Annotated in this window: 27 protein-coding genes and 1 pseudogene; 17 read left to right on the plus strand and 11 right to left on the minus strand. The window is 53.4% G+C overall.

From position 1 onward, the window contains the following. Nucleotides 1-72: 72 nt before the first annotated feature. Entirely contained in the window at nucleotides 73-555 is a 483-nt protein-coding gene (locus ACM5QY_RS05440; protein WP_416119573.1) for a thioesterase family protein, read from the minus strand. Nucleotides 556-806: 251 nt separating this feature from the next. Here ACM5QY_RS05440 and pldA point away from each other — a divergent pair, with 251 nt between their 5' ends. The 4 genes from pldA to ACM5QY_RS05460 all read left to right on the plus strand — a co-directional run bounded on the left by pldA (nucleotide 807) and on the right by ACM5QY_RS05460 (nucleotide 4778). Continuing rightward, complete coding sequence (pldA, locus tag ACM5QY_RS05445) at nucleotides 807-1685, plus strand: phospholipase A (RefSeq protein WP_416119574.1); 879 nt, start codon at nucleotides 807-809, stop codon at nucleotides 1683-1685. 128 nt (nucleotides 1686-1813) lie between these two features. Further along, nucleotides 1814-3646, plus strand: coding sequence for an ATP-dependent DNA helicase RecQ (recQ, locus tag ACM5QY_RS05450; protein WP_416119575.1), 1833 nt, complete (start codon nucleotides 1814-1816; stop codon nucleotides 3644-3646). A 39-nt stretch (nucleotides 3647-3685) separates the two neighbouring features. Beyond that, the gene (rhtC, locus tag ACM5QY_RS05455) at nucleotides 3686-4303 is read left to right on the plus strand and encodes a threonine export protein RhtC (RefSeq protein ID WP_416119576.1); all 618 of its coding nucleotides are present in this window, start codon (nucleotides 3686-3688) and stop codon (nucleotides 4301-4303) included. A gap of 142 nt (nucleotides 4304-4445) precedes the next feature. Further along, the gene (locus ACM5QY_RS05460) at nucleotides 4446-4778 is read left to right on the plus strand and encodes a hypothetical protein (RefSeq protein ID WP_416119577.1); all 333 of its coding nucleotides are present in this window, start codon (nucleotides 4446-4448) and stop codon (nucleotides 4776-4778) included. On the opposite strand, the gene ACM5QY_RS05465 is transcribed toward ACM5QY_RS05460, so the two are convergent. The 3 genes and pseudogenes from ACM5QY_RS05465 to rhtB all read right to left on the minus strand — a co-directional run bounded on the left by ACM5QY_RS05465 (nucleotide 4775) and on the right by rhtB (nucleotide 6914). Next, a complete protein-coding gene (locus tag ACM5QY_RS05465) occupies nucleotides 4775-5599 on the minus strand; it encodes a DUF4225 domain-containing protein (RefSeq protein WP_416119578.1) in 825 nt (274 codons plus the stop codon). The genes ACM5QY_RS05460 and ACM5QY_RS05465 overlap by 4 nt on opposite strands. Then, complete coding sequence (locus ACM5QY_RS05470; protein WP_416122822.1) at nucleotides 5599-6093, minus strand: Hcp family type VI secretion system effector; 495 nt, start codon at nucleotides 6091-6093, stop codon at nucleotides 5599-5601. The genes ACM5QY_RS05465 and ACM5QY_RS05470 overlap by 1 nt, the downstream gene beginning before the upstream one ends. Nucleotides 6094-6294: 201 nt before the next feature. Then, a pseudogene (gene rhtB, locus ACM5QY_RS05475) lies at nucleotides 6295-6914 on the minus strand (homoserine/homoserine lactone efflux protein). A 120-nt stretch (nucleotides 6915-7034) separates the two neighbouring features. On the opposite strand from rhtB, the gene pldB reads away from it, so the two are divergent. Both pldB and yigL read left to right on the plus strand, forming a co-directional pair. Beyond that, nucleotides 7035-8027 (plus strand): lysophospholipase L2, encoded by a 993-nt coding sequence (pldB, locus tag ACM5QY_RS05480; RefSeq protein ID WP_416119579.1) that lies wholly within the window; start codon nucleotides 7035-7037, stop codon nucleotides 8025-8027. Between the two features lie 48 nt (nucleotides 8028-8075). Beyond that, nucleotides 8076-8885, plus strand: a complete 810-nt coding sequence (gene yigL / locus ACM5QY_RS05485) for a sugar/pyridoxal phosphate phosphatase YigL (protein WP_416119581.1) — start codon at nucleotides 8076-8078, stop codon at nucleotides 8883-8885. A 77-nt stretch (nucleotides 8886-8962) separates the two neighbouring features. On the opposite strand, the gene ACM5QY_RS05490 is transcribed toward yigL, so the two are convergent. Both ACM5QY_RS05490 and ACM5QY_RS05495 read right to left on the minus strand, forming a co-directional pair. Then, nucleotides 8963-9526 (minus strand): DcrB family lipoprotein, encoded by a 564-nt coding sequence (locus ACM5QY_RS05490; protein WP_416119583.1) that lies wholly within the window; start codon nucleotides 9524-9526, stop codon nucleotides 8963-8965. A 131-nt stretch (nucleotides 9527-9657) separates the two neighbouring features. Beyond that, nucleotides 9658-10329 carry a 7-cyano-7-deazaguanine/7-aminomethyl-7-deazaguanine transporter gene (locus ACM5QY_RS05495; RefSeq protein ID WP_416119585.1) on the minus strand — a complete coding sequence of 224 codons (672 nt, stop codon included), beginning with the start codon at nucleotides 10327-10329 and terminating at the stop codon, nucleotides 9658-9660. Nucleotides 10330-10554: 225 nt separating this feature from the next. Between ACM5QY_RS05495 and tusA the strand changes: the two genes are divergently transcribed. Continuing rightward, nucleotides 10555-10815: a sulfurtransferase TusA gene (gene tusA / locus ACM5QY_RS05500; protein ID WP_104924837.1), complete on the plus strand. Its 261-nt coding sequence runs from the start codon at nucleotides 10555-10557 to the stop codon at nucleotides 10813-10815. 17 nt (nucleotides 10816-10832) lie between these two features. Here the strand turns inward: tusA and ACM5QY_RS05505 are convergent, their stop codons facing one another. The 4 genes from ACM5QY_RS05505 to rsmD all read right to left on the minus strand — a co-directional run bounded on the left by ACM5QY_RS05505 (nucleotide 10833) and on the right by rsmD (nucleotide 14871). After that, entirely contained in the window at nucleotides 10833-13202 is a 2370-nt protein-coding gene (locus ACM5QY_RS05505; protein WP_416119587.1) for a zinc/cadmium/mercury/lead-transporting ATPase, read from the minus strand. A gap of 115 nt (nucleotides 13203-13317) precedes the next feature. After that, a complete protein-coding gene (locus tag ACM5QY_RS05510; protein ID WP_416119588.1) occupies nucleotides 13318-13944 on the minus strand; it encodes a lysoplasmalogenase in 627 nt (208 codons plus the stop codon). A gap of 35 nt (nucleotides 13945-13979) precedes the next feature. Then, nucleotides 13980-14258, minus strand: a complete 279-nt coding sequence (locus tag ACM5QY_RS05515) for a DUF1145 family protein (protein WP_416119590.1) — start codon at nucleotides 14256-14258, stop codon at nucleotides 13980-13982. A gap of 1 nt (nucleotide 14259) precedes the next feature. Continuing rightward, complete coding sequence (rsmD, locus tag ACM5QY_RS05520) at nucleotides 14260-14871, minus strand: 16S rRNA (guanine(966)-N(2))-methyltransferase (RefSeq protein ID WP_416119592.1); 612 nt, start codon at nucleotides 14869-14871, stop codon at nucleotides 14260-14262. A gap of 226 nt (nucleotides 14872-15097) precedes the next feature. On the opposite strand from rsmD, the gene ftsY reads away from it, so the two are divergent. From ftsY to rpoH, 4 genes are all read left to right on the plus strand, one after another. Beyond that, complete coding sequence (ftsY, locus tag ACM5QY_RS05525; RefSeq protein WP_416119594.1) at nucleotides 15098-16510, plus strand: signal recognition particle-docking protein FtsY; 1413 nt, start codon at nucleotides 15098-15100, stop codon at nucleotides 16508-16510. A gap of 5 nt (nucleotides 16511-16515) precedes the next feature. Next, nucleotides 16516-17178: a cell division ATP-binding protein FtsE gene (ftsE, locus tag ACM5QY_RS05530; protein ID WP_112165570.1), complete on the plus strand. Its 663-nt coding sequence runs from the start codon at nucleotides 16516-16518 to the stop codon at nucleotides 17176-17178. After that, nucleotides 17178-18158 carry a permease-like cell division protein FtsX gene (gene ftsX, locus ACM5QY_RS05535; protein ID WP_416119595.1) on the plus strand — a complete coding sequence of 327 codons (981 nt, stop codon included), beginning with the start codon at nucleotides 17178-17180 and terminating at the stop codon, nucleotides 18156-18158. The genes ftsE and ftsX overlap by 1 nt, the downstream gene beginning before the upstream one ends. Nucleotides 18159-18477: 319 nt before the next feature. After that, nucleotides 18478-19335 (plus strand): RNA polymerase sigma factor RpoH, encoded by an 858-nt coding sequence (gene rpoH, locus ACM5QY_RS05540; protein WP_101079417.1) that lies wholly within the window; start codon nucleotides 18478-18480, stop codon nucleotides 19333-19335. A gap of 69 nt (nucleotides 19336-19404) precedes the next feature. Here rpoH and panM read toward each other — a convergent pair whose 3' ends face one another. Continuing rightward, a complete protein-coding gene (gene panM / locus ACM5QY_RS05545) occupies nucleotides 19405-19785 on the minus strand; it encodes an aspartate 1-decarboxylase autocleavage activator PanM (protein WP_416119597.1) in 381 nt (126 codons plus the stop codon). Nucleotides 19786-20187: 402 nt separating this feature from the next. Here panM and ACM5QY_RS05550 point away from each other — a divergent pair, with 402 nt between their 5' ends. The 6 genes from ACM5QY_RS05550 to ACM5QY_RS05575 all read left to right on the plus strand — a co-directional run bounded on the left by ACM5QY_RS05550 (nucleotide 20188) and on the right by ACM5QY_RS05575 (nucleotide 26487). Then, nucleotides 20188-21300, plus strand: coding sequence for a branched-chain amino acid ABC transporter substrate-binding protein (locus tag ACM5QY_RS05550; protein WP_416119599.1), 1113 nt, complete (start codon nucleotides 20188-20190; stop codon nucleotides 21298-21300). 160 nt (nucleotides 21301-21460) lie between these two features. Further along, nucleotides 21461-22387 carry a high-affinity branched-chain amino acid ABC transporter permease LivH gene (gene livH / locus ACM5QY_RS05555; RefSeq protein ID WP_101079414.1) on the plus strand — a complete coding sequence of 309 codons (927 nt, stop codon included), beginning with the start codon at nucleotides 21461-21463 and terminating at the stop codon, nucleotides 22385-22387. Next, the gene (locus ACM5QY_RS05560) at nucleotides 22384-23697 is read left to right on the plus strand and encodes a high-affinity branched-chain amino acid ABC transporter permease LivM (protein ID WP_416119601.1); all 1314 of its coding nucleotides are present in this window, start codon (nucleotides 22384-22386) and stop codon (nucleotides 23695-23697) included. The genes livH and ACM5QY_RS05560 overlap by 4 nt, the downstream gene beginning before the upstream one ends. Further along, entirely contained in the window at nucleotides 23669-24439 is a 771-nt protein-coding gene (gene livG, locus ACM5QY_RS05565; protein ID WP_165061854.1) for a high-affinity branched-chain amino acid ABC transporter ATP-binding protein LivG, read from the plus strand. Before ACM5QY_RS05560 ends, livG begins: the two co-directional genes overlap by 29 nt. Before the next feature lie 27 nt (nucleotides 24440-24466). Continuing rightward, entirely contained in the window at nucleotides 24467-25168 is a 702-nt protein-coding gene (gene livF / locus ACM5QY_RS05570; protein WP_416119603.1) for a high-affinity branched-chain amino acid ABC transporter ATP-binding protein LivF, read from the plus strand. 131 nt (nucleotides 25169-25299) lie between these two features. Then, nucleotides 25300-26487 (plus strand): aminotransferase-like domain-containing protein, encoded by a 1188-nt coding sequence (locus ACM5QY_RS05575; protein WP_416119605.1) that lies wholly within the window; start codon nucleotides 25300-25302, stop codon nucleotides 26485-26487. Nucleotides 26488-26577 lie beyond the last annotated feature (90 nt).

The raw sequence follows: 26577 nt of genomic DNA on the forward strand, positions 1-26577 counted from the left end.
ACCTGAAAAAATAAGAAAGAGAAGGATTGCGAGTGTAACTGATTTAGGCCGCCGGATTTATTTTTCGACGTATCAGCCGACCATATAGGTTGCGGTGGTTGTCGCAATATGAACACCGGTATCGCTGTGCAAATCAACACGTGCTACCGAGACTTTGTTCCCTGCGCGGATCAGGCTGCTGGAGGCGATGAAAAACTCGCCACGTCCCGGACGAAGATAATCCACGCGCAAATCAATGGTGCCCATTTTTGATAAACGCTGGCGCATCTCCGCTTCCAGCAAAGGATGATCGGGTTTATCGCGGCGGATCAAAGAACTGGTTACACACACCAGCCCGGCGGCGACATCCAGAACGGCGGCGATCACACCACCGTGTAAGATTTTTTGCGCGGCGTTACCGACCAGTTTGGTTTGACTGGAGAATTTCAGCTCAGCGTAATCACAGTCGAGACGTTTAAGTTCGAGCCCAAGTTCGCGGTTAAACGGCATGTCATAAACAAAGATATTGCCGATCAGTTGCAGGGCAGCCTCGTGGCTGAGGGATGAAGCAGGCATGGAGTGGTTCCTGACGAATATGTAAGACGCGTATGTTCGCCGAAAAAGTTAACGGAATGTTGATTTTAGGTGCGGTGGAACGCGATTTCCAGAGTACGACTGATAAATGTATTCAGTGATCATGTAGAAATGTATTTGTGTGTAAAATGTTCCGCTTTGGATTTCCGGACTTAAGTCAGCAGGAAACCGGCCAGGCTATGGGCCAATAAACAATAACGAATTTTAAACTTTATAGGGCGAGGGTAAGGAAAATGCGTAAAATTTGGGCTGTCGGTGCCGCCACACTGGCGTTACCAGCGTTGGGTTATGCGGCAGAAGCCACCATTCAGGAAGTACATGATCAGCCTGCCGTTCGTGGCAGTATCATCGCCAGTATGTTGCAGGATCACGACAATCCGTTCACGCTTTATCCTTACGAATCAAACTATTTGCTGTATACCGATACCAGCAATATCAACAAAGAAGCCATAAAGTCTTATGACTGGGCGAAGAATGCCAAACACGACGAAGTTGAGTTCCAGCTCAGTCTGGCGTTCCCGCTGTGGCGCGGGATTGCCGGTGACAACTCGGTGCTCGGCGCGTCTTATACGCAGAAATCTTTCTGGCAGTTATCCAACCGTGCCGAATCATCACCGTTCCGCGAAACCAACTATGAACCGCAACTGTTCCTGGCCTGGGCGACGGATTACGATTTCCTCGGCTGGACTTTACGCGAAGCCGAATACGGTGTGAATCACGATTCTAACGGGCGTTCTGACCCGACATCGCGCAGCTGGAACCGTGTCTATGCCCGCTTTATGGCGCAAAACGGCAACTGGCAGGTCGATATCAAACCCTGGTATCGCATTCCTGAAAGCGACAAAGATGACGATAACCCGGACATCAGCAAGTACATGGGTTATTACCGTCTGAAAGTCGGTTATGCCCTCGGTGACAGTGTGTTCAGCGTCGAAAGCCGCTACAACTGGAACACCGGCTACGGCGGCGCGACAACCGGCTGGAGCTATCCAATCAGCAAACATGTTCGCTTCTACACACAGGTGTTCAGTGGCTACGGCGAATCGTTAATCGACTACAACCACAAGCAAACTCGCGTCGGTGTCGGTATCATGCTTAACGACATGATGTAATATCCGTCATACTTCAGGTTGCGGTCGGTTGGCGGCAACCTGAATTATTTAGGGTATATTATGTCGGTGCAGTACAGCCCCGGCGGCTTTAGGGCTTAGCCGGGTGGTTTGAACAGTTGGGGAATTGAGTGTCTACGGCGGCAGTGATAAACAAAGAAGAGCTGGCTCATCAGGTATTACGCGATACCTTCGGCTATCAGCAATTCAGACCAGGTCAGCAAACTATCATCAATACCGCCATTTCTGGCCGGGATTGTCTGGTCGTGATGCCGACCGGCGGCGGTAAATCGCTGTGCTACCAAATTCCTGCGCTGGTGATGGACGGCCTGACGCTGGTCGTTTCTCCGCTCATCTCGCTGATGAAAGATCAGGTTGATCAGCTGATGGCGGCGGGCGTTGAAGCGGGATGCCTTAACTCGACGCAAACCCGCGAACAACAGCAGGAAGTGATGGCCGGTTGCCGAACAGGTCGCATCAAAATGCTGTATATCGCGCCGGAACGCCTGATGCTCGGCGATTTCCTCGAACAGTTGCAACAGTGGAATCCGGCGATGCTGGCCGTCGATGAAGCCCACTGTATTTCCCAATGGGGCCACGATTTCCGTCCGGAATATCGCGCGCTCGGCCAGCTTAAGCTGCGCTACCCGCAATTACCGGTGATCGCGCTGACCGCGACCGCCGATGAAGCCACGCGTAATGATATTGTCCGCCTGCTTGAGCTGAACGATCCGCTGATTCAGGTCAGCAGTTTCGATCGCCCGAACATCCGTTACACACTGGTGGAAAAGTTTAAACCGCTCGATCAGCTGATCCGTTTTGTGCAGGATCAGCGTGGTAAAAGCGGCATTATTTACTGTAACAGCCGCGCCAAAGTGGAAGACACTGCCGCGCGTCTGCAAAGCCGCGGGCTGAGTGTTGGCGCGTATCATGCCGGTCTGGATAACGACACCCGCGCCCGTGTGCAGGAAGGTTTTCAGCGCGATGATTTGCAAATCGTCGTCGCCACCGTGGCATTCGGCATGGGCATCAATAAGCCCAACGTACGCTTCGTGGTTCACTTTGATATTCCGCGCACCATTGAGTCTTATTATCAGGAAACGGGTCGCGCCGGGCGTGATGGTCTGCCCGCCGAAGCGGTGCTGTTGTACGATCCGGCCGATATGGCGTGGCTGCGTCGCTGTCTGGAAGAAAAGCCAGCCGGTGCGCAACAGGATGTGGAACGCCATAAGCTGAACGCGATGAACGCCTTTGCCGAGGCGCAAACCTGCCGCCGTCTGGTGCTGCTTAACTATTTTGGTGAGGGCAAACAGAACGCCTGCGGTAACTGCGACGTCTGCCTCGATCCGCCAAAACGCTACGACGGCCTGCTGGACGCGCAAAAAGCGCTGTCGGTGGTGGCGCGCGTCGGGCAACGCTTTGGTTTGGGTTACGTGGTCGAAGTGCTGCGCGGCTCGAACAACCAGCGTATCCGTGAATACGGCCACGAAAAACTGACGGTTTACGGCATCGGCAAAGAACACAGCAATGAACACTGGACCAGCGTGGTACGCCAGCTGATCCACCTCGGGCTGATTATGCAAAATATCGCCATGCATTCGGCGTTACAGCTGACCGAGTCCGCCCGTCCGGTTCTGCGTGGGGAAATTCCGTTACAATTGGCAGTGCCGCGTATTCAGACGTTGAAAATTAAAAGCACGTCGCGCCAGAAAACCTATGGCGGAAATTACGATCACAAGCTGTTTGCCAAATTGCGCAAACTGCGTAAGTCACTGGCGGATGAAAATAACGTCCCGCCGTACGTGGTCTTCAATGACACCACGCTGCTGGAAATGGCCGAGCATCTGCCGATAAGTCCGAGTGATTTGCTGGACATCACCGGCGTCGGTCAGCGTAAGCTGGAGAAATTCGGCCGGCCATTTATGACGATGATCCGCGATCATATCGATAACGGCGACGCGTAACAGATTTCAGTTCCCTACACACAACACAGAGAGTTAATCATGCTGACGCTATTTCTGATGGTTGCGATGGTGCATATGATCGCACTGGCCAGTCCTGGTCCGGACTTCTTTTTTGTCTCACAAACGGCGGCCAGCCGTTCGCGCAAAGAAGCGATGATGGGTGTCATTGGTATTACGCTGGGTGTTGCGGTCTGGGCGGCGGTAGCGCTGATGGGCTTACACTTAATTCTGCAAAAAATGGCGTGGCTGCATCAGATTATCACCGTCGGCGGTGGCCTGTATTTGTGCTGGATGGGCTGGCAATTGCTAAAATCCGCACGGGCTAAAAAGCAGAATAGCGATGAAGCGCCGGTGGTTCTGCCCGCCCGTGGCCGCACTTTTATGCGCGGTCTGCTGACCAATCTTTCCAACCCGAAAGCGGTCGTCTATTTCGGCAGCGTGTTCTCCATGTTTGTCGGTGACAGCGTCAGCAGCGGCGAGCGTCTGGGCATCTTCCTGCTGATCGTGGTGGAAACCCTGGCGTGGTTCTCATTAGTGGCGGTGGTTTTTGCGCTGCCAAAAATGCGCCGTGGCTACCAGCGTTTAGCGAAATGGATCGACGGCGTGGCGGGAGTTGTTTTCGCAGGTTTCGGCATTGCGCTGATCGTAAATCGCTGAGTTTTATCCTTTCTAATAAAACGGAAGCGTAATAGCTTCCGTCTTTTCTTAATATGTTCCGCTTTCCTTAATTGATATATTGTTGTCTACTATACTCTGTTTAATTGATATATATTAAAAACAGATGTGGTATGAGGCTTTCATGGATAATAATGATTTATTTGAGTTGATGAGAGAGAATGGATTCAAAGATAGAGAAATAAAAAGAATCCATGCGCAGTCGGTAAAGGAAGGCACATCCTTACTGGATATTCTTATAGAGCTATCTTATTCATTTCCTAAAGTCATAAAAATGCATTTCATATTGCTTTGTATCACTGGGTCAATAGTTGCATTGAACTGTATGACTATAGACCCAGATGAGATAATTGCTTTAGGAATTGCTCATACTATTGTTTGCGTGATTATTGAAGGTTTTTCTCCCGTTAAAATTTCACTTAAGGCGTATCGTTTAAGGAAAAAAATAATCTTCTAGTTTTTTTGACTCTCAAATGTATCGTATGCTGCGCTTATTGTTAGCCCATCAATGAGCATTTCCATCGTCAATACAGGACCATTCATATCTTTAAACCCTATGACCGTATCAGTATTGACCCATCTAAACAGGCGGTATGAATCAGGCTTAAGGATATTTCTGAATAACCCATACCCTGAAAGAACAAGATCTACGCCTCCATAGAGAATATCTCCTTGTTCACTGGTGAGGCCAGCCGTAATCGCGGCTTGTTCATAGCCTCTTCTTACATGACCTTTGTAATTTGGGTTACCTCGTTTTATTGATATTAGATTCTCCTCAATCGCTCCAAAGCCATGTACTATTAATGCTACGCCTGCGATATTCCCTACAATTGCTCCAGGACCAGTGAGATAACTCCCTCCTACTAATGCGCTACCCGCCTGAATTTGGGCTACCCCTGCATAGATCCCTACTGCCTTAACGATATAATAGGCGGGCGCTTTGACCGAGTCTTTCACGAATTCAATGGCAAATGATATACCAATAATTACTTTTTTATATTTAAGTAAAAACTCCTGATGGTTTAGGTTATCTTTTTCCTTTTTTAAATAATCCAAGGCCAGTTTTTTCTTATCAACATGGTAATTGCCATTGATGATTTTTAACTGATTCTCGACGAATATTTCTAACTCATTTGCAAATTTCATCTTAACGCTGTTATATTTAATAAATCTCGCTGCTGTCGAACCCGCCTCAATAGCTGCTCTGCCAGCCAGATTTCCCATCACTACATAATAATCACTTTCCCTCTCGGATCTCTTTCTGAATATATCATCCATCAGTAGATCCTCTCTTCCCAGAAACTGTAAGCACTGGTACCCGCTTTGACGTGTTCCCAGGTAATGCTTTGGTAATTTAAGGACACGGTTTCGATAGGTTGAGCATCATTGTGATCCAACGAGTGCGGGCAAACAACGCTTAACTCTGAAAGGGTCGCTTTAATTAACTTGACCCGATAAAAAAGAACCTGAGCGCCAGAGGTGTCGGTTCTGTATTTTTCGAAAACAGCGTCAAACTCTTCGTTATTAGAAATGCCGAATCCTAATAACGGGGACGACTTATCGATAGGTTTTTTGAACGTCACCGGGTGATGGACTACGTTCTGATCGCGGGTAATGGTATGACTCAGTTCATAAACTAATATCTGATCCCGGTGACTGCTTTGATATGCATTTCCTATAGAGTCAAATGTTGAACATCCCGCTGAGATTAAGCCTTGTTTTTTCCCTGTCAGTGTCAGGTAAATATTATGTGCATGATCTTTATCCTTAATATCTTGGTGGTTTTTATTAAGGAATTTGTTTAACGCGTATCAGGAATGTGTAGCAACAAGGATTTTTAGGTATAAATACAGAAATGAGGTTTTTGAGGTTATAACTTTATTTAATTCAACGTGATGAACTGCCAGTTCATAATAAGTTAAATGAATGAGGGGATTATTAGCGGGATAACAGAACGCCTCCCGCTCTCCGACTTACACTTTTCGCGCACTCGCCAGCAATACGCCAACCAGCATAAACAGCGAACCAAAAATGCGGTTCAGCAGTTGCATTTGTTTCGGTGCTTTTACCCAACCGGCGATTCTCGTGGCCAGCGTGGCGTAACCGATCATCACAATGATATCGACGACCACGGTGGTGACGCCCAATACCACGTATTGTGCAGCCTGCGGCTGATGCGGAATGATAAACTGCGGGAATAGCGCGGCCAGAAACACAATGCTTTTGGGATTGGTCAGATTCACCAGAATGGCGCGTTTGAACAAACGGCGGCGGGGCATGCTGCTGGCCAGCGCATTCAGGTCAATGGCTCCGGCAGAACGCCACTGACAGATGCCCAGCCAGATTAAGTACGCGGCGCCCAGCCATTTCAGAATTTCAAAAGCCATCAGCGATTGCGAAATCAGTGCGCCCAACCCGATACCGACCAGCACGATGTGGATAGTCAGACCCAGCTGTAAACCGGCAATCGACGCCACCGCCCCCGGTAACCGTGGCTGATGCCGGTACTCATGGTGTTAATGGCCCCGGAGCCCGGAGATAAACTTAAAATAGAGGTGGTGAGCAGGTAGGTTAACCACCAGTCCAAGGTCATTGTGAGACTCCCTGAATACGTGTTGTGTTGTTTTATGGCACAATACGCCATTGTCTATAATTGCGCTATATCTCACAAATAACACTTTCTTCCCCCTGCCATGCGACTTTGGATTATTGAATGCCTGTAGATATTGCGAAGTGGTTAACACGTGAGAAAGAGTTCTCCGCCTTTGCGACCGGGCCTCTGCTCGATTTCTGGCGGCAACGTGAAGAAGGTGAGTTTAACGGCGTGGATGATGTCCCGATCCGCTACGTCCGCTTCTGCTCGCCCTCCCACGATAAAGTCATCGTGGTGTCACCGGGACGTATTGAAAGTTACGTAAAATACCCCGAAGTGGCTTACGACTTATTTCACTGCGGTTACGATGTCATGATCATCGATCACCGTGGTCAGGGGCGTTCGGGACGGATGCTTGAAGACCCGCACTGCGGGCATGTTCAGCATTTCGACGACTATGTCGACGATTTCGAAACATTTTATCAGCTTGAAGTGGCGCCCCGTCAGTACGTGAAAAAGTTTGCGCTGGCCCATTCCATGGGCGGCGCCATTCTGGCGTTGTTTATGGCGAAGTACCCTGAGCGCTTTGATGCGGCGGCGTTATTAGCGCCAATGACCGGTATTTATTTGATGATGCCGGGCTGGCTTTCCCGCCGGATCCTCAACTGGGCGGAAAATCGCCCGGTTCGCCGTGACGGTTATGCGCTGGGCACCGGCCACTGGCGTCCGCTGCCGTTTGTGGTGAATCAGTTGACGCACAGCCGTGAGCGATATCGCCGCAATCTGCGTTTTTACGCGGATTACCCGGAGCTCCAGGTCGGCGGGCCAACCTATCACTGGATGCGTGAAGGCATTGAAGCGGGTATGCATATCCTCCAGGAAGCCAAAAAAATCACGACTCCTGTTCTTTTATTGCAGGCGAGCGAAGACCGTGTGGTAGACAACCGGTCGCACCTCGCATTTTGTCAGGCCATGGCCGCTGCGGGGCACCCTTGCGAAGGGGAAAAACCGCGGGTCATCGAAGGCGCGCGCCATGAGATCCTGTTCGAGCGGGACGACCTGCGGGCACAGGCGCTGGACGCCATCATGCGCTTTTTTGCGCGACAGCATTAACTCGCGGTTCGCCGCGCACAACTCCATCAGAGGTTAGAACCTAACGCTATGTATCCTGTTGTTGCTTCCGATTTAGATGGCACACTGCTATCACCTGACCATACCCTGAGCCCGTTCGCGAAAGAGACGCTGAAATTGCTGACCCAGCGTGATGTGAATTTCGTGTTCGCGACCGGACGTCACCATATCGATGTCGCACAGATGCGCGACAATCTGGAAATCAGTGCATACATGATCACCTCGAACGGTGCGCGTGTGCATAACACCGACGGCGAGCTGATTTTCGCTCACAACCTGGATGAAGATATTGCCAGAGACCTGTTTGGCATCATGCACAACAATCCGGATATTCTGACCAACGTGTACCGTAACGACGACTGGTACATGAACCGTGACCGAGCCGATCAGGATGATTTTTTCCGTGAATCCGTTTTCAAATACAAACTGTATGAACCGGGTTTGCTGGAAACTGACGGCATCTGCAAAGTCTATTTCACCTGCGAAGATCACGAAAAACTGCTGCCACTCGAAGAAGCCATCAACGCGCGTTGGGGCGACCGTGTGAACGTCAGTTTCTCACTGCCGGTGTGTCTGGAAGTGATGGCGGGCGGTGTATCGAAAGGTCATGCACTGGAATACGTGTCCAAGCTGATGGGGTATACGCTGAAAGATTGCATAGCGTTTGGCGACGGTCTGAATGATTTGGAAATGCTGAGCATGGCCGGAAAAGGCTGCCTGATGACCGGCTCTCTGCCGCGTCTGAAAGCCGCTATGCCCGATGCGGAAATCATCGGTTCCAACGCCGATGACGCCGTGCCGCATTACCTGCGCAAAATGTATTTATCTGAAGATATCTGACCGCCGGCCAGAAAATACGCATAAAAAAACGGGCAGGGTGAAAACCTTGCCCGTTTTATTTGTGCGGAACTCAGCGTTTACTGAATTTTCAGCGTATTAATAATCGCTTCGGCATCGGTCTGCGCCTGTTGCTGATTATCGGCTGGCAGCGTGATTTGCAGCGTCAGCAGGTGGTTGTCGACTTTGCCCAGCACGATAGAAGAATACGCTTTCTGACCGGCAGAGGTGATCACGCTGTCGTACTGCTGCAATGTCTGGCCGTTCACCTGAATGGATTTATTGGTGACGACTTGCAGATTGGTATCGCGCGCTTTTTGCTGATCCTGTAAACGAGCCGCCAGAACGTCCAGCGATTCAGCGGTGTTATCACCCAGAATCACAATCACCGCTTTCTGGCCGGTGCTGTCTGCGTAGACGTGCATATTGTTTGCCTGAGTGCCCAGCTTACCGCTCTGGTCGCTCATTCCCTGCGGCAGGGAGAAGGTAACTTTGCCCTCCAGCAGGCTGACTGGCGTGGTCGCCGCTGCGGCAGCGGACGGTGCGCCTTTACCTGCGGCTGGCGCGTCCGTTGATTTACCATCACACGCAGCCAGACCGGCGATCAGTACTGCCATTCCCATCATTTTCGCGATATTACGCATCGGGCTTCCTTAAGTGGCCTGTCTATCAGGCTTACATGTTGACTTAACAGCCGTTATGGCAAACTATTCAGGCCACAAATGCAAGTCAGATTATGGCGCGATTTGTGTCATCTGAGATGCTGTCGTCACTCTTAGTGCGCGCTGACCGAAGAAGCACTGCGATTTCCCTGAGCCGACAGTCGTTTGAGCAACATGTTGAGCAGCATGCCGTACATCGGCAGGAAGAACACCAGACAGATCAGCACCTTGAAAGTGTAATCTACCAGCGCGATTTCTACCCAATTCGCCGCCATAAAGGCATCGGTGCTTTTGTAGAAAGCGATAAAGAAGAAGGACAGCGTATCGCTGATATTGCCCAGGAACATCGAGGCGACCGGCGCAATCCACCAGCGGCGATTTTGGCGCAGGCGGTTGAAGACGTGAACGTCGAGGATTTGTCCCAGCACGTAAGCCATAAAACTGGCGGTCGCGATGCGGGCGACCATGATATTCAGGCTACTGAGCGCTTCAACGCCCTGCCACTGTGCTTCAAAGAACAGCGCGGAAATCACGTAAGAGATGGCCAGCGCCGGGATCATGACGGAAAGGATAATCCGGCGCGCCAGCGGTGCGCCAAAGATTCGAACCGTGAGATCGGTGGCCAGGAAAATAAACGGGAAAGTGAACGCGCCCCAGGTGGTATGGAAACCAAAAATGGAGACAGGCAGCTGAACCAGATAGTTGCTGGACGTAATGATGGCGATGTGGAATAGCGAAAGCCATATCAACGCGGAAAACCGCTGTTGAGCAGTAAAAGAGTACATAGATGTGACCTTTTTTTATAAAGAAATTGGGGTGAGGGAACCCAAACGTATTTTTACTTATGCACTGACTGAGTTATCACGTGCGGCGCGCATAGTACCTGTTTGCGCACCGTTTGCGCAACAGATTCGATGGTTAATTTTAGCGCAATGCGCCTTGTTGGTTGCACCAGAAAACCAGCGGGTTAAACTGTCGCGCATTCACGTATGAAGATGTTGAGACACGAAATGACCGACCCCTTTATCAATCCCGACCATCAGCTTGATGCGCTGGGTTTGCGTTGTCCGGAACCTGTCATGATGGTTCGCAAAGCAGTGCGTACCATGAAAGACGGCGAAACGCTGCTGATCATCGCCGATGATCCGGCAACGACCCGCGATATTCCCGGTTTCTGCCGTTTTATGGAACACCGGCTTTTAGCGTCTGATACGGAAAACCTGCCGTACCGCTATTTGCTGTGCAAAGGTCTGGTGGAAAAACAGGGCTGATTGCTCAGCCCTGACGGTCAGTGTGATTTCTTGCGCAACAGCCGCAAGGCATTGGCGGTCACTAACGCCGTTGCGCCGGAATCGGCCAGCACCGCCAGCCACAAACCGGTCAGCCCCATAATGGTGGTCACCAGAAATATCGCCTTCAGCCCCAGAGCAATCGTGATGTTCTGACGAATATTCGCCCGCGTTGCGCGTGACAAACTGATCATCTGCGCCAGCCCGCTCAGGCGGTTGTGCGTCAGCGCCGCGTCGGCGGTTTCCAGCGCCACGTCGGTGCCACTTCCCATTGCAATCCCGATTGTGGCGGCTTTCATCGCCGGTGCATCGTTAATGCCGTCGCCGACCATCGCGACCGGTTTAACCGCATTCAGCGCGGTGACCGCCGAGACTTTATCCGCAGGCAACAAACCCGCGCGGAACTCAATCCCCAGACGATCCGCGATGGTTTTCGCCGCACGCGGGTTGTCACCGGTCAGCATCACTGCAGACACGCCCAGCGCTTTGAGTTTCTGCAACGCATCCACCGCATCGTCGCGCAGACGATCCTGCATCGCGATGAGCCCGATCGCTGTTTCATCTTTTAAAACCACAACAACTGTTTTGCCGGTGGATTCCCAGCCCGTGATTTGCGCGCGAGTCTCTTGTGTCAGTAGCGGTTCCGCCACACGCAATGGCGCGAGAACCTGAACCTTGCTGCCCGACACCACGCCTTCCACGCCGGAACCGGCCAGCGCGCGGCGGTTCTGCGCCGTCATCGGCAGCGGGTTGCTTTCTTTTGCGCGAGCCAGAATCGCCTGCGCCAGCGGGTGATGCGACCCGTCTTCGACGGCTGAGGCCAGACTTAACAGTTCTTTTTCGCTGGTATCATTGAGCGCGAAAACGTCCGTGACTTCCGGTTTGCCTTCGGTCAGCGTGCCGGTTTTATCCAGCGCGACGGTTTCGATCAGCGCTAACTGTTCCAGCGCTGCACCACCTTTGATTAATGCGCCCTGACGCGTTGCCGCTGCCAGACCGGAGGTAATCGCCGCCGGCGTCGAAATCACCAGTGCGCACGGGCAACCAATCAGCAGCAGCGTCAGGCCACGGTAAATCCAGATCTCCCACGACAGCCCCATTGCCAGCGGCGGAATGATAATAACCAGCAGCGACAGCAGCATGATGACCGGCGTGTAATAACGGCTGAAGGTATCAAGGAAACGCTCGATCGGCGCGCGACGCTCATCGGCTTCTTCGATCAGTTGCAGGATGCGGTCAATCGCGCTGTTGCCGGGTGCTGAGGCCACTTCGAGACGCGTCAGACGGTCAACGCACAGGCTGCCTGCCGGGACTTTTTCGCCGGGCTGATGTTCCACGGGCACGGATTCGCCGGTTAATGCGCTTTCATCGAAACTGGCATGGCCTTGCAAAATGGCGTCTGCGGGCAGGCGCGCGCCCGCCGCAATTTCAATGATATCGCCTGGTCGCAGGCTGCTAACGGGAACCGTTTCTGTTTTGTCATTCACCACGCGAACGGCGGTATCCGGGATCAGCGCCATCAGCGATTTCACGCCACTGCGTGCGCGGCTGGCGGCAAAGGACTCCAGACGCTCGCCCACCATAAACAGCAGCAACACCATCGCGGCTTCGGCGGTCGCGCCAATGAACAGCGCACCGAGCGCCGCAATGCTCATCAGCGTTTCAATGGCAAAAGGCGAACCCGAACGCGTCTGGCGGATGGCCTGACGCAGCACCGGCCACAGCCCGACCAGCGTGGTGGCGATAAACGCGATTTCACCCGCCTGCGGACTGACGTGATTGAGCGCCCAGCTCAGCAGCATCAGCACCGACAGGGCGATCAGGGGCAGGATTTCTTTCAGACGGGACGCTTCAGGTTCGGACGCAGCGGTTTTTTTATCGAGAGATTGCAGGGTAAAACCGGCGGCGATGACGGCCTGCTGAACATTTTGAGAAATGTCATAACCCGCATCAATGACCAGTTTTTCTGTCGCAAATAAAACTCTGGCGCGGCTGACGCCGTCGAGGCCGGAGACGGCATTTTCAATTTTACGGGCACAGGCGGGGCAGTCCATTCCGGCCACTTTCCAGCTGTACTGCACGTCAGCGGAATGCGCGGCTTCGGGGGCATCTTCCCCCGGCGAGCCTTCTGTATTGTCGTCGCCGGAAGTGTGTGAGTGCTCACCTGATTTTGGTGCGCAACAACTGTCGGTGGTGCAACTGTCCGTGGTCGCGCTGGCTGAAACTGCCAGCGTCGCACGGTTATCACAGCAACTGGAAGGGTGTGTGCCGGACTGAACCGGTGCGCTGATTTTATTGATACGCAGCGTCGCGCCGCGTTTGGCCTGACAGCCGCAGCTGCATCCGTTTTTTTCTTGAAGTGGTTTCATACTGTCTCCGGTTTAAAACCGAGTGGAATTGCAGACAGTGTAAACGTTGGACTTAACTCTAAGGTCAAGAGTTTTCTCAACGGCAGATCTGAAACAGACCTGCCGTAAGGGAGGATTACAAATACAGCGAACGGACAATCAGGAAGTGCCCGCCGAAATAACACGCGGCGACCAGTGCGTCGGAGGCGCGAAAGGTGAAGCGATAGCGGCTGGTGAGCCAGAAAATATTCCCCAGCAACAGCAGCGCCGCGCCGCAAAACAGCGAGAACGCCATGTCGGTGCTGCGTGCGAAATACTGTTCACCCGCCAGCCAGACCATCAGCAGCGTCATCGCGATGTAAGTGGTCACTGCCCAGCGGAGCTCCGCCAGCCGTGTCCAGATCACCGCAAGCAATACCGCGCCGATAATCAGCAGCGCCAGCGGCAAAGGCCAGAAGAACGTAATCGTCATCTGGCTGGCAAAGCTGAGCGTGTACAGCAGATGCGAAAGGAAAAACGCCCCGATGGCATACATAAACCGCTCTTCCGGCAACAGCAGGAGACCGTCGGCGACCAGCGTCGCGGCCAGACCGAGCAGGATCAGATAACTGTACACATTAAGCGTCGGTGCCTGCCAGGCGAGTAAAAGCAGCAATAATAAGGTGACGGGTTTGAATACCCAGCGCTGCCAGCGCGGGCCGCGATAGCTGGCGTCAACGAACAACCAGCCTGAGAAAAATACTGCGAGAAATGGCCAACTCATTGTTTATCCTTATCTGCGTTATGAACATCAGGACATTACTTTTTGGTCGGTAGCGGAGGCTGTTTTTTCTGCCAGGCTAACAATTCAAACACGCCGAACAGGAAAATACGGGTTTGCAGCCAGGCGCCAATGGTGTCCTTTTCCTTGCCCTGCGTGGCTTTCAGCAACATCACCTGCAAGCCGTGCATGAAGAACATGAACACAATCGCCACGTCTAAAAAGTATTTGATCGGTTTCGGGAAAGGGTGAATCAGGTTGAATGCCAGAAACGCCCAAATACACAACATCAACAACCGACCAATATTGATCAACATCTTACTGCTCCTGTTCTGGTGAGCCGGTTTCAGGCGTCACATCGCGATGATAAAGGCGATAAGCAACTTGTCCGGCGACTTTCTCACGGTGCAAACGCCAGCTGGCGGGCACGTCCAGCGTATCGTGTTCGGCTTCTGTTTCGACATAAATCCACGCTTCACCGGCCAGCCAGTTATTTTGCTCCAGCAGATTCAGCGTGTCCTGCAGAATACCTTTACGGAAAGGCGGATCGAGGAAAACCACGTCAAAGGCATTCCCGGCTTTTGCCAGCCAGTTCAATGTATTGACGTTAAAGACTTGCGCCCCTTTGGCGTTTAGCAGCGCCAGGTTTTTCTCTAACTGTTGCGCAACCGGGCGCTCAAACTCCAGCAGGGTAGCGCTGGCGGCATAGCGCGATAACGCTTCCAGCCCGAGTGCGCCGCTGCCTGCAAAACAGTCCAGACAATGTGCGCCCTGCAAAACCGGCGCGAGCCAGTTAAACAGCGTTTCGCGCACGCGATCGGTGGTCGGGCGCAGTCCCGGACTGTGTGGAACCGGAAGTTTGCGTCCGCGCCAGAGACCGCCAATAATTCGGATCTGGCCTGCGGCTGGAGTGTTGGGTTTCTTTGCCATAGTTCGCTTGTGTAATCCAAAGCCGTCGGGCTTCGTTGCATATCGTTTGGAGGACTATTCTACCGGTGTGCGGGCAATGGGCAAATGTTTAACATGGGCGATTGAAAAACCAGCGGAATTCAATACGCGGGCGTGTTGCCGGAAGGGGAAAGTGATAGACTGCCCGACCATAACCCTATTAATAATCCGTTCGCCAATCATTAGCGGCGAGGAGTGAAGTTGTAAAATGGCAAAAGATAAAAAACGCGGTTTCTTCTCCTGGTTTGGTCGCGGCCGTCAGGAAGAAGAGCAGCAGAAAGAAGAAGCACGCGTAGAGCCGCCGGTTGCTGAAGAACCTCGCGAACAGGCAGCGGCTGAACTGGCCGAAGAAATTGTTCACATCACCGGACAGGTGGCTGCGCAGCCAGTGGCTGAAGAGCCTGTTATTGCAGAAGCAATAATCGTCGAACCGGTCATTGAAGAACCCGTCGCTGAAGCACCGGTGGTCGTGGAAGAACAAATTGTTGAAGATGAATTCGTTGAGTCGGCGGCGGAGATTGCAGAAGACGCCCGCGAAGACTCTGTCGACGCCATCGACGACAACCTGGTTGTGGTAGAAGATGACGTTGCTGAAGAAGAAACTGTCGAAGAAGAACCGGTTGAAGACGAGCCGCTGCCCGTTGCGCTCGATCCTATCGTTGTGCTGCCTGCCGGTGAAACTGAGCAGGAACGTCCTACCAAAGAAGGTTTCTTTGCCCGCCTGAAACGCAGTCTGGTTAAAACCAAACAGAATCTCGGCTCCGGTTTTGTCGGGTTGTTCCGCGGTAAAAAAATCGACGACGAACTGTTTGAAGAGCTGGAAGAACAGCTGCTGATCGCCGACGTTGGCGTTGAAACCACGCGTAAAATCATCACTTCGCTGACCGAACATGCTTCCCGCAAGCAACTGAAAGACGCCGATGCGCTCTACGGCAAGCTGAAGGAAGAAATGTCCGAAATACTGTCGAAAGTGGATCAGCCACTGGATGTCAGCGGAAAAACCCCGTATGTCATTCTGATGGTGGGTGTGAATGGCGTCGGTAAAACGACCACCATCGGTAAAATGGCGCGTCAGTTTGAAGCGCAGGGCAAATCTGTGATGCTGGCGGCGGGCGATACGTTCCGTGCGGCAGCCGTTGAACAGTTACAAGTCTGGGGTCAGCGCAACAAGATCCCGGTGATTGCACAGCATACCGGTGCGGATTCAGCTTCCGTGATTTTCGATGCCATTCAGGCGGCGAAGGCCCGCAACATCGACGTGTTGATCGCCGATACCGCCGGCCGTTTGCAGAACAAAGCGCACCTGATGGAAGAGCTGAAGAAAATCGTCCGTGTGATGAAGAAACTCGACGAAGACGCACCGCATGAGGTTATGCTGACGCTCGATGCCAGTACCGGCCAGAATGCGGTCAGTCAGGCCAAATTGTTTAACGAAGCGGTCGGGCTAACCGGCATTACGTTGACTAAACTGGACGGCACCGCCAAGGGCGGCGTGATATTTGCCATCGCCGATCAGTTCAGTATCCCGATCCGTTATATCGGTGTCGGCGAAGGTATCGAAGATTTAAGGCCGTTTAAGGCAGACGATTTTATTGAGGCACTTTTTGCCCGAGAGGATTAATACGGATGATTCGCTTTGAACAGGTCAGTAAAGCTTATCTGGGCGGACGACAGGCGCTCCAGGGCGTCAATTTTCACATCCAGCAAGCGGAAATGGCATTTCTGACCGGACACTCTGGCGCGGGTAAAAGTACCCTGCTGAAGCTGATTTGCGGCATTGAGCGCCCGAGCGCCGGGCAGATTTTGTTTGGCGGTCACGACATCAGCCGCCTGAAATCCAGCGAAGTGCCGTTTTTGCGCCGTCAGATTGGCATGATTTTTCAGGATCACCATCTGCTGATGGATCGCACGGTGTATGACAACGTGGCGATGCCGCTGATTATCGCCGGTGCCAGTACGGAAGATATTCGCCGTCGTGTTTCGGCGGCGCTGGATAAAGTCGGGTTGCTGGATAAAGCCAAAAACCTGCCGATCCAGTTATCCGGTGGTGAACAACAGCGCGTGGGCATTGCCCGCGCCGTCGTGAACAAGCCTGCGGTGCTGCTGGCGGATGAACCGACCGGTAACCTCGACGGCGAATTGTCGGAAGGCATTTTGCGTTTATTCGAAGAATTCAACCGGGTTGGCGTCACCGTTCTGATGGCAACGCATGACGTGGGCCTGATTGCCCGCCGTAATTACCGCACGCTGACGCTGAGTCAGGGACGCATGTCGGGAGGCGTATACTGATGGCAAACAGTCCAAATCCGGCGAAAACCGCAAAAAGCGCCCGCGCGGCCAAAAGCAAAGCGTTGCAGGGTGGCTGGCGCGAACAGTGGCGTTACGCGTGGATGAACGCGCTGGCAGACATGCTTCGCCAGCCGCTGGCAACTTTGCTGACGGTCATGGTGATCGCAATTTCCCTGACGCTGCCAAGCGTGTGTTATCTGGTGTGGAAAAACGTCAGTACGGCGGCTGAGCAGTGGTATCCGACGCCACAGCTGACGGTGTATCTCGACAAGGCGCTGGATGACGACGCGGCTGAGAATGTGGTGAAAACCCTCAAAACCGAAGCGGGCGTGGATAAAGTCAATTATCTCTCCCGTCAGGAAGCGATGGGCGAATTCCGCAACTGGTCAGGCTTTGGCGGTGCAATGGATATGCTCGAACAGAATCCGCTGCCTGCCGTGGCTATCATCACGCCGAAAATGAATTTCCAGGACTCCGCCACGCTGAACACCCTGCGCGATCGCGTGGCGGCGGTTCATGGTGTGGATGAAGTGCGCATGGACGACAGCTGGTTTGCTCGTCTTGCGGCGCTGACCGGCCTGGTGGGGCAAATTGCCGCGATGATTGGCGTGCTGATGGTGATCGCCGTCTTCCTGGTAATTGGTAACAGTGTGCGACTGAGCATCTTCAGCCGTCGCGATACCATCAACGTCATGAAGCTGATTGGTGCGACCGATGGCTTCATTTTGCGGCCGTTCCTCAACGGTGGCGCGATGCTGGGTTTCACCGGGGCATTGATGTCGCTGATTCTGTCGGAAGTGCTGGTGCTGCGCCTTGAGAGCGTGGTGACACAAGTCGCGCAAGTCTTCGGCACCACCTTTGACCTGCACGGTCTGGGCTGGGATGAAGCGCTGTTGCTGCTGATCGTTTCAGCGATGATTGGCTGGATTGCTGCGTGGCTGGCGACCGTGCAACATTTACGGCGATTTACACCACAGTAGCGATAGTTTGCTATAATATCCCCCTGCTGCTCAGTCATTGTGTCTCAGGGGGAAGCTGTTTTCGGCCTTTCCGCCACATCATTTCCCTGCTTTCTCCGCAATGGCACAAATTCACTATCCAATAGTCAGTCTGTCACATACAGTCGTCAGACTCTTGAATCCGGCCGCGAACTTTTTGTAAAATTCGGGGTCGAAGAGCAGCGAATATTAAGGGCTCGGCGTTGCTTCTGTGGTCGCCAGATGGCACACAGCGTAGCGGTATCATCCCGCAGCAACGTGGTATAAAACCTGCACAACGTCATACATGAGAGGCTTTTGAATGACTAACGAAATGCGCACTTTAGCATTAGTTCCCCAAGGTAGCCTGGAAGCCTATGTTCGGGCAGCCAATACTTATCCTATGCTTACCGCAGAGGAAGAACGGGCACTGGCTGAGCGGCTGCATTACGACGGTGACCTGGACGCAGCGAAAGAGCTGATCCTGTCTCACCTGCGCTTTGTTGCTCATATTGCCCGTAACTATTCAGGCTACGGTTTGCCACAGGCAGACCTTATCCAGGAAGGTAACATCGGCCTGATGAAAGCGGTTCGCCGTTTCAATCCGGAAGTCGGTGTACGTCTGGTGTCCTTTGCAGTGCATTGGATTAAAGCGGAAATTCACGAATACGTGCTGCGTAACTGGCGCATCGTGAAAGTCGCGACGACGAAAGCACAGCGTAAGCTGTTCTTTAACCTGCGTAAAAACAAACAGCGTCTGGGCTGGTTCAGCCACGACGAAGTCGAGCACGTAGCCCGTGAACTGGGTGTGACCAGCAAAGATGTGCTGGAAATGGAATCACGCATGGCCGCACAGGACATGACGTTCGACCCGACACCGGACGACGAACCACGCGACGGCGCGGCGATGGCACCGATGTTGTATCTGCAAGATAAAAGCTCTGACTTTGCAGAAACCATCGAAGAAGATAACTGGGATCAGGATGCAACCGACAAGCTTTCCTATGCAATGGAAGGTCTGGACGAACGCAGCCAGGATATCATCCGTGCCCGCTGGTTAGATGACGACAACAAATCGACTCTGCAGGAACTGGCCGATAAATACGGTGTTTCAGCAGAACGTGTTCGTCAGCTTGAAAAGAACGCGATGAAGAAACTGCGCCTGGCGATTGAAGCCTGATACCACAGTTTTCTGAAACAAAAAAGCGACCTTCGGGTCGCTTTTTTTATGCCTGAAATTCAGCGTGGATTACGGCTTCTGCCAGAGATCCCCGGTCAGGGAAAAACCGCAAGCCTGCATAAAGGCAGCGGTCACGGCTTCGCCATCGGACGGCATTCCCCAGCTTTTGACCTGCGGCAGTTGCGCCTGCAAATCTTCCATCAGATACAGCCCGACGCCGCGACGGCGCGTCACTTCGCGAACCCGCAGATCGCTGAGCCCACCGTGGTCACCGGACAGCCGGACTTTCACCGCGCCAAGAATGCGCTCGTTAAATACAGCGGCGAACAGCGCGTGGTGTTCACTCAGGCTACCTTGCCAGTCACTTTCCGTTTGCTCAGGCCAGACTTTTGCCAGATCGATGAGATCCTGTGTGCTGAGAGAAGTGAGTTTTTGGATGGTTAATTTCATGATGTGGACGGTCAGAAAATAGAGGCGTTTAGTGTAGCGGATCCGTCTGAAAATCGGGCGTAACTTTTTTTGTACAGTATCAAGTCGAAAACTTTTTTGGCGATCCCTGTATAAGCGATAAATGTTGGCTTTAATCAATAATGCCAGCGTTAACCACTGATTGTTTGAAAATGTACCGACTTTATGCCCAGATAAAATTCTGTTTACACCTCATATTTCTGACTGTGCTATTTGATTTGCAGAAGAAAATTCCTGTTTAATGATATGAATTATAAAGTCTTATTAGAAAATAAGGCGAAATAAGCCGGTAACTCATTATTACTTATACTAAATTTCTTAAGTGATGATGTTTTGAACAGGCAGGCAAAGAGCAAACCACAACACACATCAACGGGGTAATCGATGAAAGCAACTAAGGGTAAGATCTGGCTGGCAGGGTGTATTGCATTGGCAATGAGTCAGGCTGCATTTGCAAAAGATATCAAAGTCGCCATCGTGGGTGCTATGTCAGGTCCGGTCGCCCAGTACGGTGATATGGAGTTTACAGGGGCAAAACAAGCGATCGCAGACATCAACGCCAAAGGCGGCGTGAAGGGCGACAAACTGGTTGGCGTTGAATATGACGATGCGTGTGACCCGAAACAAGCGGTTGCCGTCGCCAACAAAGTGATCAACGACGGTATCCGTTACGTGATCGGCCACCTGTGTTCATCCTCAACACAGCCGGCTTCTGACATCTACGAAGACGAAGGCGTTCTGATGATCACGCCCGCGGCGACCAACGCAGACCTGACCACCCGCGGTTACAAAATGGTGATGCGTACCACCGGCCTGGATTCCGATCAGGGCCCGACCGCCGCAAATTACATCCTCAACACCATCAAACCAAAACGTATTGCCGTTGTGCATGACAAACAACAATACGGCGAAGGCCTGGCCCGTTCCGTACAGGGCGCGCTGAAAAAAGGCGGCGGCAACGTCGTACTGTTTGAAGGTATCACCGCAGGCGACAAAGACTTCTCAACGCTGGTTGCACGACTGAAGAAAGACAACGTGGACTTCGTCTATTTCGGTGGTTATTACCCGGAAATGGGCCAGATCCTGCGTCAGTCCAAACAGGCGGGTCTGAATGCGAAATTCATGGGGCCGGAAGGCGTGGGCAACTCCTCACTCTCTAACATTGCCGGTGATGCGTCCGAAGGCATGTTCGTGACCTTGCCAAAACGTTATGACCAGGTTCCGGCTAACCAGCCAATCGTAGATTCCCTGAAAGCGAAGAAACTGGATCCAACCGGTCCGTTCGTCTGGACGACTTACGCCGCATTGCAGGCGCTGACCACCGGTATGGAACGCAGCGGTAGCATGGAACCGGCAGACATTGCTAAAAACCTGAAATCAGCTTCTGTGGACACCGTAATGGGCCCGCTGAGCTGGGATGAGAAGGGCGACCTGAAAGGATTCGAATTCGGTATTTTCGAGTGGCATAAAGACGGTACGTCTACCCCTATCAAATAAAACCGCAACAAAGTGGTCCTCCGCTCCCTCCCCTGCGAAGGGGAGGGTTGGGGGGGGTATTAATGGCAACTCAATCGTTTGCACAACCCCCTCCCGGCCTCCCCTTCGCAGGGGGAGGAGTAGCACAAGTCATCAAACCCTTGATTAATAAGGATAGGGTATGTCAGAGCAGTTTCTCTATTTCATTCAGCAGATGTTCAACGGCGTGACGTTGGGCAGCACTTATGCGCTGATCGCCATTGGTTACACCATGGTTTACGGCATTATCGGCATGATCAACTTCGCCCACGGCGAGGTGTATATGATCGGCAGTTATGTTTCCTTTATCGTGATTGCCGCCCTGATGATGATGGGTATCGATGCCAGCTGGTTGCTGATCGGTGCCGGATTTATCGCGGCGATTGTGATTTCCAGTGCCTACGGCTGGAGTATTGAACGCGTGGCGTATAAGCCGGTGCGTAACTCCAAGCGTCTTATTGCACTGATTTCCGCCATCGGGATGTCTATTTTCCTTCAAAACTACGTCAGCCTTACGCAAGGCTCACGCGATCTGGCGTTACCAAGTCTGGTCACCGGCCAGTGGAAACTCGGCGAAGCAAACGGCTTTGCGGCGACCATCAGCACTATGCAGCTGATTATCTGGATCGTGACCTTTATCGCGATGCTGGCGCTCACGCTGTTCATCCGTTATTCCCGCATGGGGCGCGCGTGCCGTGCCTGCGCCGAAGATCTCAAAATGGCCAGCCTGCTGGGGATCAGCACTGACCGCGTGATCTCCCTGACTTTCGTGATTGGCGCATTAATGGCGGCGGTGGCGGGCGTTCTGCTGGGGCAATTTTATGGCGTGATTAACCCGTACATCGGCTTTATGGCCGGGATGAAAGCCTTCACCGCCGCGGTTCTGGGCGGCATCGGCAGCATTCCGGGTGCGATGATCGGCGGCCTTATTCTGGGCGTGGCCGAAGCGCTGACGTCGGCGTATCTGAGCACGGAATACAAAGATGTGGTGTCCTTCGCGCTGCTGATTGTGGTGTTGCTGGTACTGCCGACCGGTATTCTGGGCCGTCCGGAGGTGGAAAAAGTATGAAGCGCCTGAATCTGTTAAATGCGCTGGTTTCCGCTTTCGTTCTGCTGGTGCTGGCCGCTTTCATTATGGGGCTGCAACTGAGCCTGGACGGCACCAAACTGGTGGTGAACGGCGCAGGCGAAGTTCGCTGGATGTGGATTGCGGTTGGCTGCGCGATTGTTTTCGTGTTTCAGCTGTTCCGTCCGCTTGTAAGCAGCGGCCTGAAAAAAGTTTCCGGGCCGGGCTGGGTATTGCCCAGTTTTGATGGCTCGACGCCGAAACAAAAGCTGCTGGCACTGGTGCTGATTATTGCCGCCATCGCGTGGCCGTTTATCGTCTCGCGCGGCACGGTGGATATCGCCACGCTGACGCTCATCTACATCATGCTCGGCCTCGGCCTGAACGTGGTGGTCGGCTTGTCCGGCCTGTTAGTGCTGGGTTACGGCGGTTTTTACGCCATCGGCGCTTACACCTATGCATTGCTCAACCACTATTACGGCATCGGTTTCTGGGAAGCCTTACCGATCGCCGGGCTGGTTTCGGCGGCGTTTGGTTTCCTGCTCGGGTTCCCGGTTCTGCGGTTGCGGGGCGACTATCTGGCGATTGTGACGCTCGGCTTTGGAGAAATCGTCCGTATCCTGTTGCTCAACAACACCGAACTGACCGGCGGGCCGAACGGCATCAGCCAGATCCCCAAACCGACATTGTTCGGGCTGGAATTCAGCCGCACGCCGCGCGACGGCGGCTGGGATACCTTCAGCAACTTCTTCCATGTGACCTACGACCCGAGCGACAGGATTATTTTCCTGTACATGGTGGCGCTGTTGCTGGTGCTGGTGACGCTCTTCATCATCAACCGCCTGCTGCGTATGCCGCTGGGCCGCGCGTGGGAAGCGCTGCGTGAAGATGAAATCGCCTGCCGTTCGCTGGGGCTGAACCCGACCCGCATCAAACTGACCGCGTTCACCATCAGCGCCGCGTTTGCCGGTTTTGCCGGTACGCTGTTCGCTGCGCGTCAGGGCTTCGTCAGCCCGGAATCCTTCACCTTTGCGGAATCCGCTTTCGTGCTGGCTATCGTGGTGCTCGGCGGAATGGGCTCGCAGTTTGCGGTTATTCTGGCGGCCATCTTGCTGGTGGTTTCCCGCGAACTGATGCGTGATCTGAACGAATACAGCATGTTACTTCTCGGTGCCTTAATGGTCCTGATGATGATCTGGCGTCCGCAGGGCTTGTTGCCGATGAAACGTCCGCAGCTGAAAATGAAACTGTCGAAGAAAGAAATCGCCGATCAGGGGAACAGGCATGAGCACGCAACCTCTGTTAGCCGTTGAAGGTTTGATGATGCGTTTTGGCGGCCTGCTGGCGGTCAACAATGTGGCGCTGAACCTCAATCAGGGCGAAATTGTTTCCCTTATCGGCCCGAACGGTGCCGGTAAAACCACGGTATTCAACTGCCTGACCGGTTTCTACAAACCGAGCGGCGGCACCATCAAACTGCGCGATCAGCATCTTGAAGGCCTGCCGGGGCAGAAAATTGCCCGCATGGGCGTGGTACGTACGTTCCAGCACGTCCGTCTGTTCCGCGAAATGACGGTGATTGAAAACCTGCTGGTCGCGCAACATCAGCATCTGAAAAGTGGCGTTCTGGCCGGTCTGTTCAAAACGCCGGGATTCCGTCGTGCAGAAGCCGAAGCGCTGGATCGCGCCGCCGACTGGCTTGAACGCGTGGGTTTACTCGAACTGGCGAACCGTCAGGCCGGTAATCTGGCGTATGGACAGCAACGCCGTCTGGAAATCGTCCGCTGCATGGTGACGCGCCCGGAAATCCTGATGCTCGACGAACCCGCTGCCGGTCTGAATCCGCGCGAAACCGAAGAGCTGAACCAACTGATTGCCGAACTGCGCAACCAGCACAATGTCTCGGTCCTGCTGATTGAGCACGACATGAAACTGGTGATGGGCATTTCCGACCGTATCTACGTGGTGAATCAGGGCACGCCGCTGGCGCAGGGCACACCGGCCGAAATTCGTAATAATCCTGACGTGATCCGCGCCTATTTAGGCGAAGGTTAATGGGCGAAGGCTAAGGGACAGAACAAGATGTTGTCATTTAATCAGGTATCCGCCCATTACGGCAAAATCCAGGCGCTGCATGAAGTCAGCCTGAATATCAACAAAGGGGAAATCGTCACGCTGATCGGCGCGAACGGCGCGGGGAAAACCACGCTGCTCGGCAGTTTATGTGGCGAACCGCGGGCGTCGCACGGCGCGATTATTTTCGAAGGCCAGGACATCACCCAGTGGCAGACCGCCAAAATCATGCGCGGCGATATCGCGATTGTGCCGGAAGGCCGCCGCGTATTTTCGCGGATGACGGTGGAAGAGAATCTGGCGATGGGCGGTTTCTTTGCCACGCGTGATCAGTTTCAGTCACGTCTGGAACGCGTGTATACGCTGTTCCCGCGTCTGAAAGAGCGCCGTCTGCAACGTTCAGGCACCATGTCCGGCGGCGAGCAACAGATGCTGGCGATTGGCCGTGCGCTGATGAGCCAGCCGCGTTTGCTGCTGCTCGACGAGCCGTCGCTCGGTCTGGCGCCGATCATCATCCAGCAGATTTTTGATACCATCCAGCAACTGCGCGAAGAAGGGATGACCATCTTCCTGGTCGAGCAAAACGCCAATCAGGCGCTGAAACTCGCCGATCGCGGTTATGTGCTGGAGAACGGTCATGTGGTGCTGGAAGATACCGGCGCGGCATTACTGGCGAACGAAGCGGTACGTGCGGCGTATCTCGGCGCATAAATCCGCTTTGGAGTTCGAAAATCTGTGATAAATCTATAAAACCGCACGGCTGGCGCTTTGCGGTTTTTGTTTTGCCTATAAATTAACATCTCTCACATTCTAATAACGTTGCACCTCTTCAGGAACATTTCATGAACACAGAAGGTTTACTCGCCGCCCGTATGGTCAGGCTTAAAAGTTCAGCCATCCGGGAACTGCTCAAACACAGCAAAATGGAAGGCGTTATTTCACTGGCGGGTGGTATTCCTTCTTCGGCGCTGTTTGATTTTGACGGTCTGCGTGAAGCCACGCAACGGGCGATCACGGAACAGCCGGAGCACGCATTCCAGTATGGCCTGACCGAAGGCAGTTATACGCTGCGTGAGCGTATTGCTGAGCTTTGTCAGGAACGCGGCGTAGTGGCTAAACCCGATGATATCGTGGTGACCGCCGGTTCCCAGCAGGCGCTGGATCTGGTGATGCGCGCGGTAGTGAATCCGGATGATATTTTTGTGGTAGAGCGCCCGACGTATCTGGCGGCACTGCAAACGCTGGAGCTGGCGGAGGCGAACATCCTTTCTGTCGGCACCGATGGCGACGGCATGATTGTTGATGAGCTGGCCGAACTGCTCAAAACCCGCAAAATCAAAGGCGTATATCTGGTGCCGACGTTTGGCAACCCGAGCGGCGTGACCCTGAGCCGTGCGCGTCGTGAACAGCTGGTTCAGCTGGCGGCAAAACATGAATTCCTGATTGTGGAAGATGATCCGTACGGCGAACTGCGTTTCACCGACGAGCGTCAGCCAACGCTGTTTGAGCTGTCGAAAGCGCTGTTTGGTCACGCCGATAACATCATCTACACCTCAACGTTCTCCAAAATTCTGGCACCGGGTCTGCGTCTGGGCTGGGTGATTATGCCTGACTGGTTGCTGCACAAAGTCGCGATCATCAAACAGGCGGCAGACTTGCACGCCAGCGCGCTGTCACAGTCGATTGCCGAATGCTATCTCGGTCTGGGGCGTTTGCCTGCGCAAATCGAAACGATTCGTGCCGCGTACAAAAAGAAATGCCAGATCCTGGCGGAGTTGCTGGAGCGCGAGCTGGGCGACGTGCTGACGTTTGAATATCCGAAAGGCGGCATGTTCCTGTGGGCGCGTTTCCGCGAGCCGCGTAACTGCGCAGAGTGGATGAAAAAGACCCTGGAGCAGGGCGTGGTGTTTGTGCCGGGCGAATTCTTCTACGCCGATAATCCGGATCACTCGACCTTCCGCCTGTCGTTCGCCACCGCGACCGAAGAGCAGATGCATGAGGCCGTTGCCCGCCTGAAACGCGCGCTGTAAAACCCCCGCTTTCCCCTTCTTTATAAGGCGTATCGCTCACCCGATGCGCCTTCTTTTTTGCCATCTGTTCGTCACCTGCACTTCATGCTG

Source organism: Rahnella sp. PCH160 (genome assembly GCF_047784855.1).
In the GTDB taxonomy this organism is placed as follows: Bacteria; Pseudomonadota; Gammaproteobacteria; order Enterobacterales; family Enterobacteriaceae; genus Rahnella.

What these genes read in the sequence shown, in the direction of transcription:
- ACM5QY_RS05440 (WP_416119573.1), bottom strand. Translation starts at nt 555, where the DNA reads ATGCCTGCTTCATCCCTCAGCCACGAGGCTGCCCTGCAACTGATCGGC.
- pldA (WP_416119574.1), top strand. Translation starts at nt 807, where the DNA reads ATGCGTAAAATTTGGGCTGTCGGTGCCGCCACACTGGCGTTACCAGCG.
- rhtC (WP_416119576.1), top strand. Translation starts at nt 3,686, where the DNA reads ATGCTGACGCTATTTCTGATGGTTGCGATGGTGCATATGATCGCACTG.
- ACM5QY_RS05460 (WP_416119577.1), top strand. Translation starts at nt 4,446, where the DNA reads ATGGATAATAATGATTTATTTGAGTTGATGAGAGAGAATGGATTCAAA.
- ACM5QY_RS05465 (WP_416119578.1), bottom strand. Translation starts at nt 5,599, where the DNA reads ATGGATGATATATTCAGAAAGAGATCCGAGAGGGAAAGTGATTATTAT.
- pldB (WP_416119579.1), top strand. Translation starts at nt 7,035, where the DNA reads ATGCCTGTAGATATTGCGAAGTGGTTAACACGTGAGAAAGAGTTCTCC.
- yigL (WP_416119581.1), top strand. Translation starts at nt 8,076, where the DNA reads ATGTATCCTGTTGTTGCTTCCGATTTAGATGGCACACTGCTATCACCT.
- ACM5QY_RS05490 (WP_416119583.1), bottom strand. Translation starts at nt 9,526, where the DNA reads ATGCGTAATATCGCGAAAATGATGGGAATGGCAGTACTGATCGCCGGT.
- ACM5QY_RS05495 (WP_416119585.1), bottom strand. Translation starts at nt 10,329, where the DNA reads ATGTACTCTTTTACTGCTCAACAGCGGTTTTCCGCGTTGATATGGCTT.
- tusA (WP_104924837.1), top strand. Translation starts at nt 10,555, where the DNA reads ATGACCGACCCCTTTATCAATCCCGACCATCAGCTTGATGCGCTGGGT.
- ACM5QY_RS05505 (WP_416119587.1), bottom strand. Translation starts at nt 13,202, where the DNA reads ATGAAACCACTTCAAGAAAAAAACGGATGCAGCTGCGGCTGTCAGGCC.
- ACM5QY_RS05510 (WP_416119588.1), bottom strand. Translation starts at nt 13,944, where the DNA reads ATGAGTTGGCCATTTCTCGCAGTATTTTTCTCAGGCTGGTTGTTCGTT.
- ACM5QY_RS05515 (WP_416119590.1), bottom strand. Translation starts at nt 14,258, where the DNA reads ATGTTGATCAATATTGGTCGGTTGTTGATGTTGTGTATTTGGGCGTTT.
- rsmD (WP_416119592.1), bottom strand. Translation starts at nt 14,871, where the DNA reads ATGGCAAAGAAACCCAACACTCCAGCCGCAGGCCAGATCCGAATTATT.
- ftsY (WP_416119594.1), top strand. Translation starts at nt 15,098, where the DNA reads ATGGCAAAAGATAAAAAACGCGGTTTCTTCTCCTGGTTTGGTCGCGGC.
- ftsE (WP_112165570.1), top strand. Translation starts at nt 16,516, where the DNA reads ATGATTCGCTTTGAACAGGTCAGTAAAGCTTATCTGGGCGGACGACAG.
- ftsX (WP_416119595.1), top strand. Translation starts at nt 17,178, where the DNA reads ATGGCAAACAGTCCAAATCCGGCGAAAACCGCAAAAAGCGCCCGCGCG.
- rpoH (WP_101079417.1), top strand. Translation starts at nt 18,478, where the DNA reads ATGACTAACGAAATGCGCACTTTAGCATTAGTTCCCCAAGGTAGCCTG.
- panM (WP_416119597.1), bottom strand. Translation starts at nt 19,785, where the DNA reads ATGAAATTAACCATCCAAAAACTCACTTCTCTCAGCACACAGGATCTC.
- ACM5QY_RS05550 (WP_416119599.1), top strand. Translation starts at nt 20,188, where the DNA reads ATGAAAGCAACTAAGGGTAAGATCTGGCTGGCAGGGTGTATTGCATTG.
- livH (WP_101079414.1), top strand. Translation starts at nt 21,461, where the DNA reads ATGTCAGAGCAGTTTCTCTATTTCATTCAGCAGATGTTCAACGGCGTG.
- ACM5QY_RS05560 (WP_416119601.1), top strand. Translation starts at nt 22,384, where the DNA reads ATGAAGCGCCTGAATCTGTTAAATGCGCTGGTTTCCGCTTTCGTTCTG.
- livG (WP_165061854.1), top strand. Translation starts at nt 23,669, where the DNA reads ATGAGCACGCAACCTCTGTTAGCCGTTGAAGGTTTGATGATGCGTTTT.
- livF (WP_416119603.1), top strand. Translation starts at nt 24,467, where the DNA reads ATGTTGTCATTTAATCAGGTATCCGCCCATTACGGCAAAATCCAGGCG.
- ACM5QY_RS05575 (WP_416119605.1), top strand. Translation starts at nt 25,300, where the DNA reads ATGAACACAGAAGGTTTACTCGCCGCCCGTATGGTCAGGCTTAAAAGT.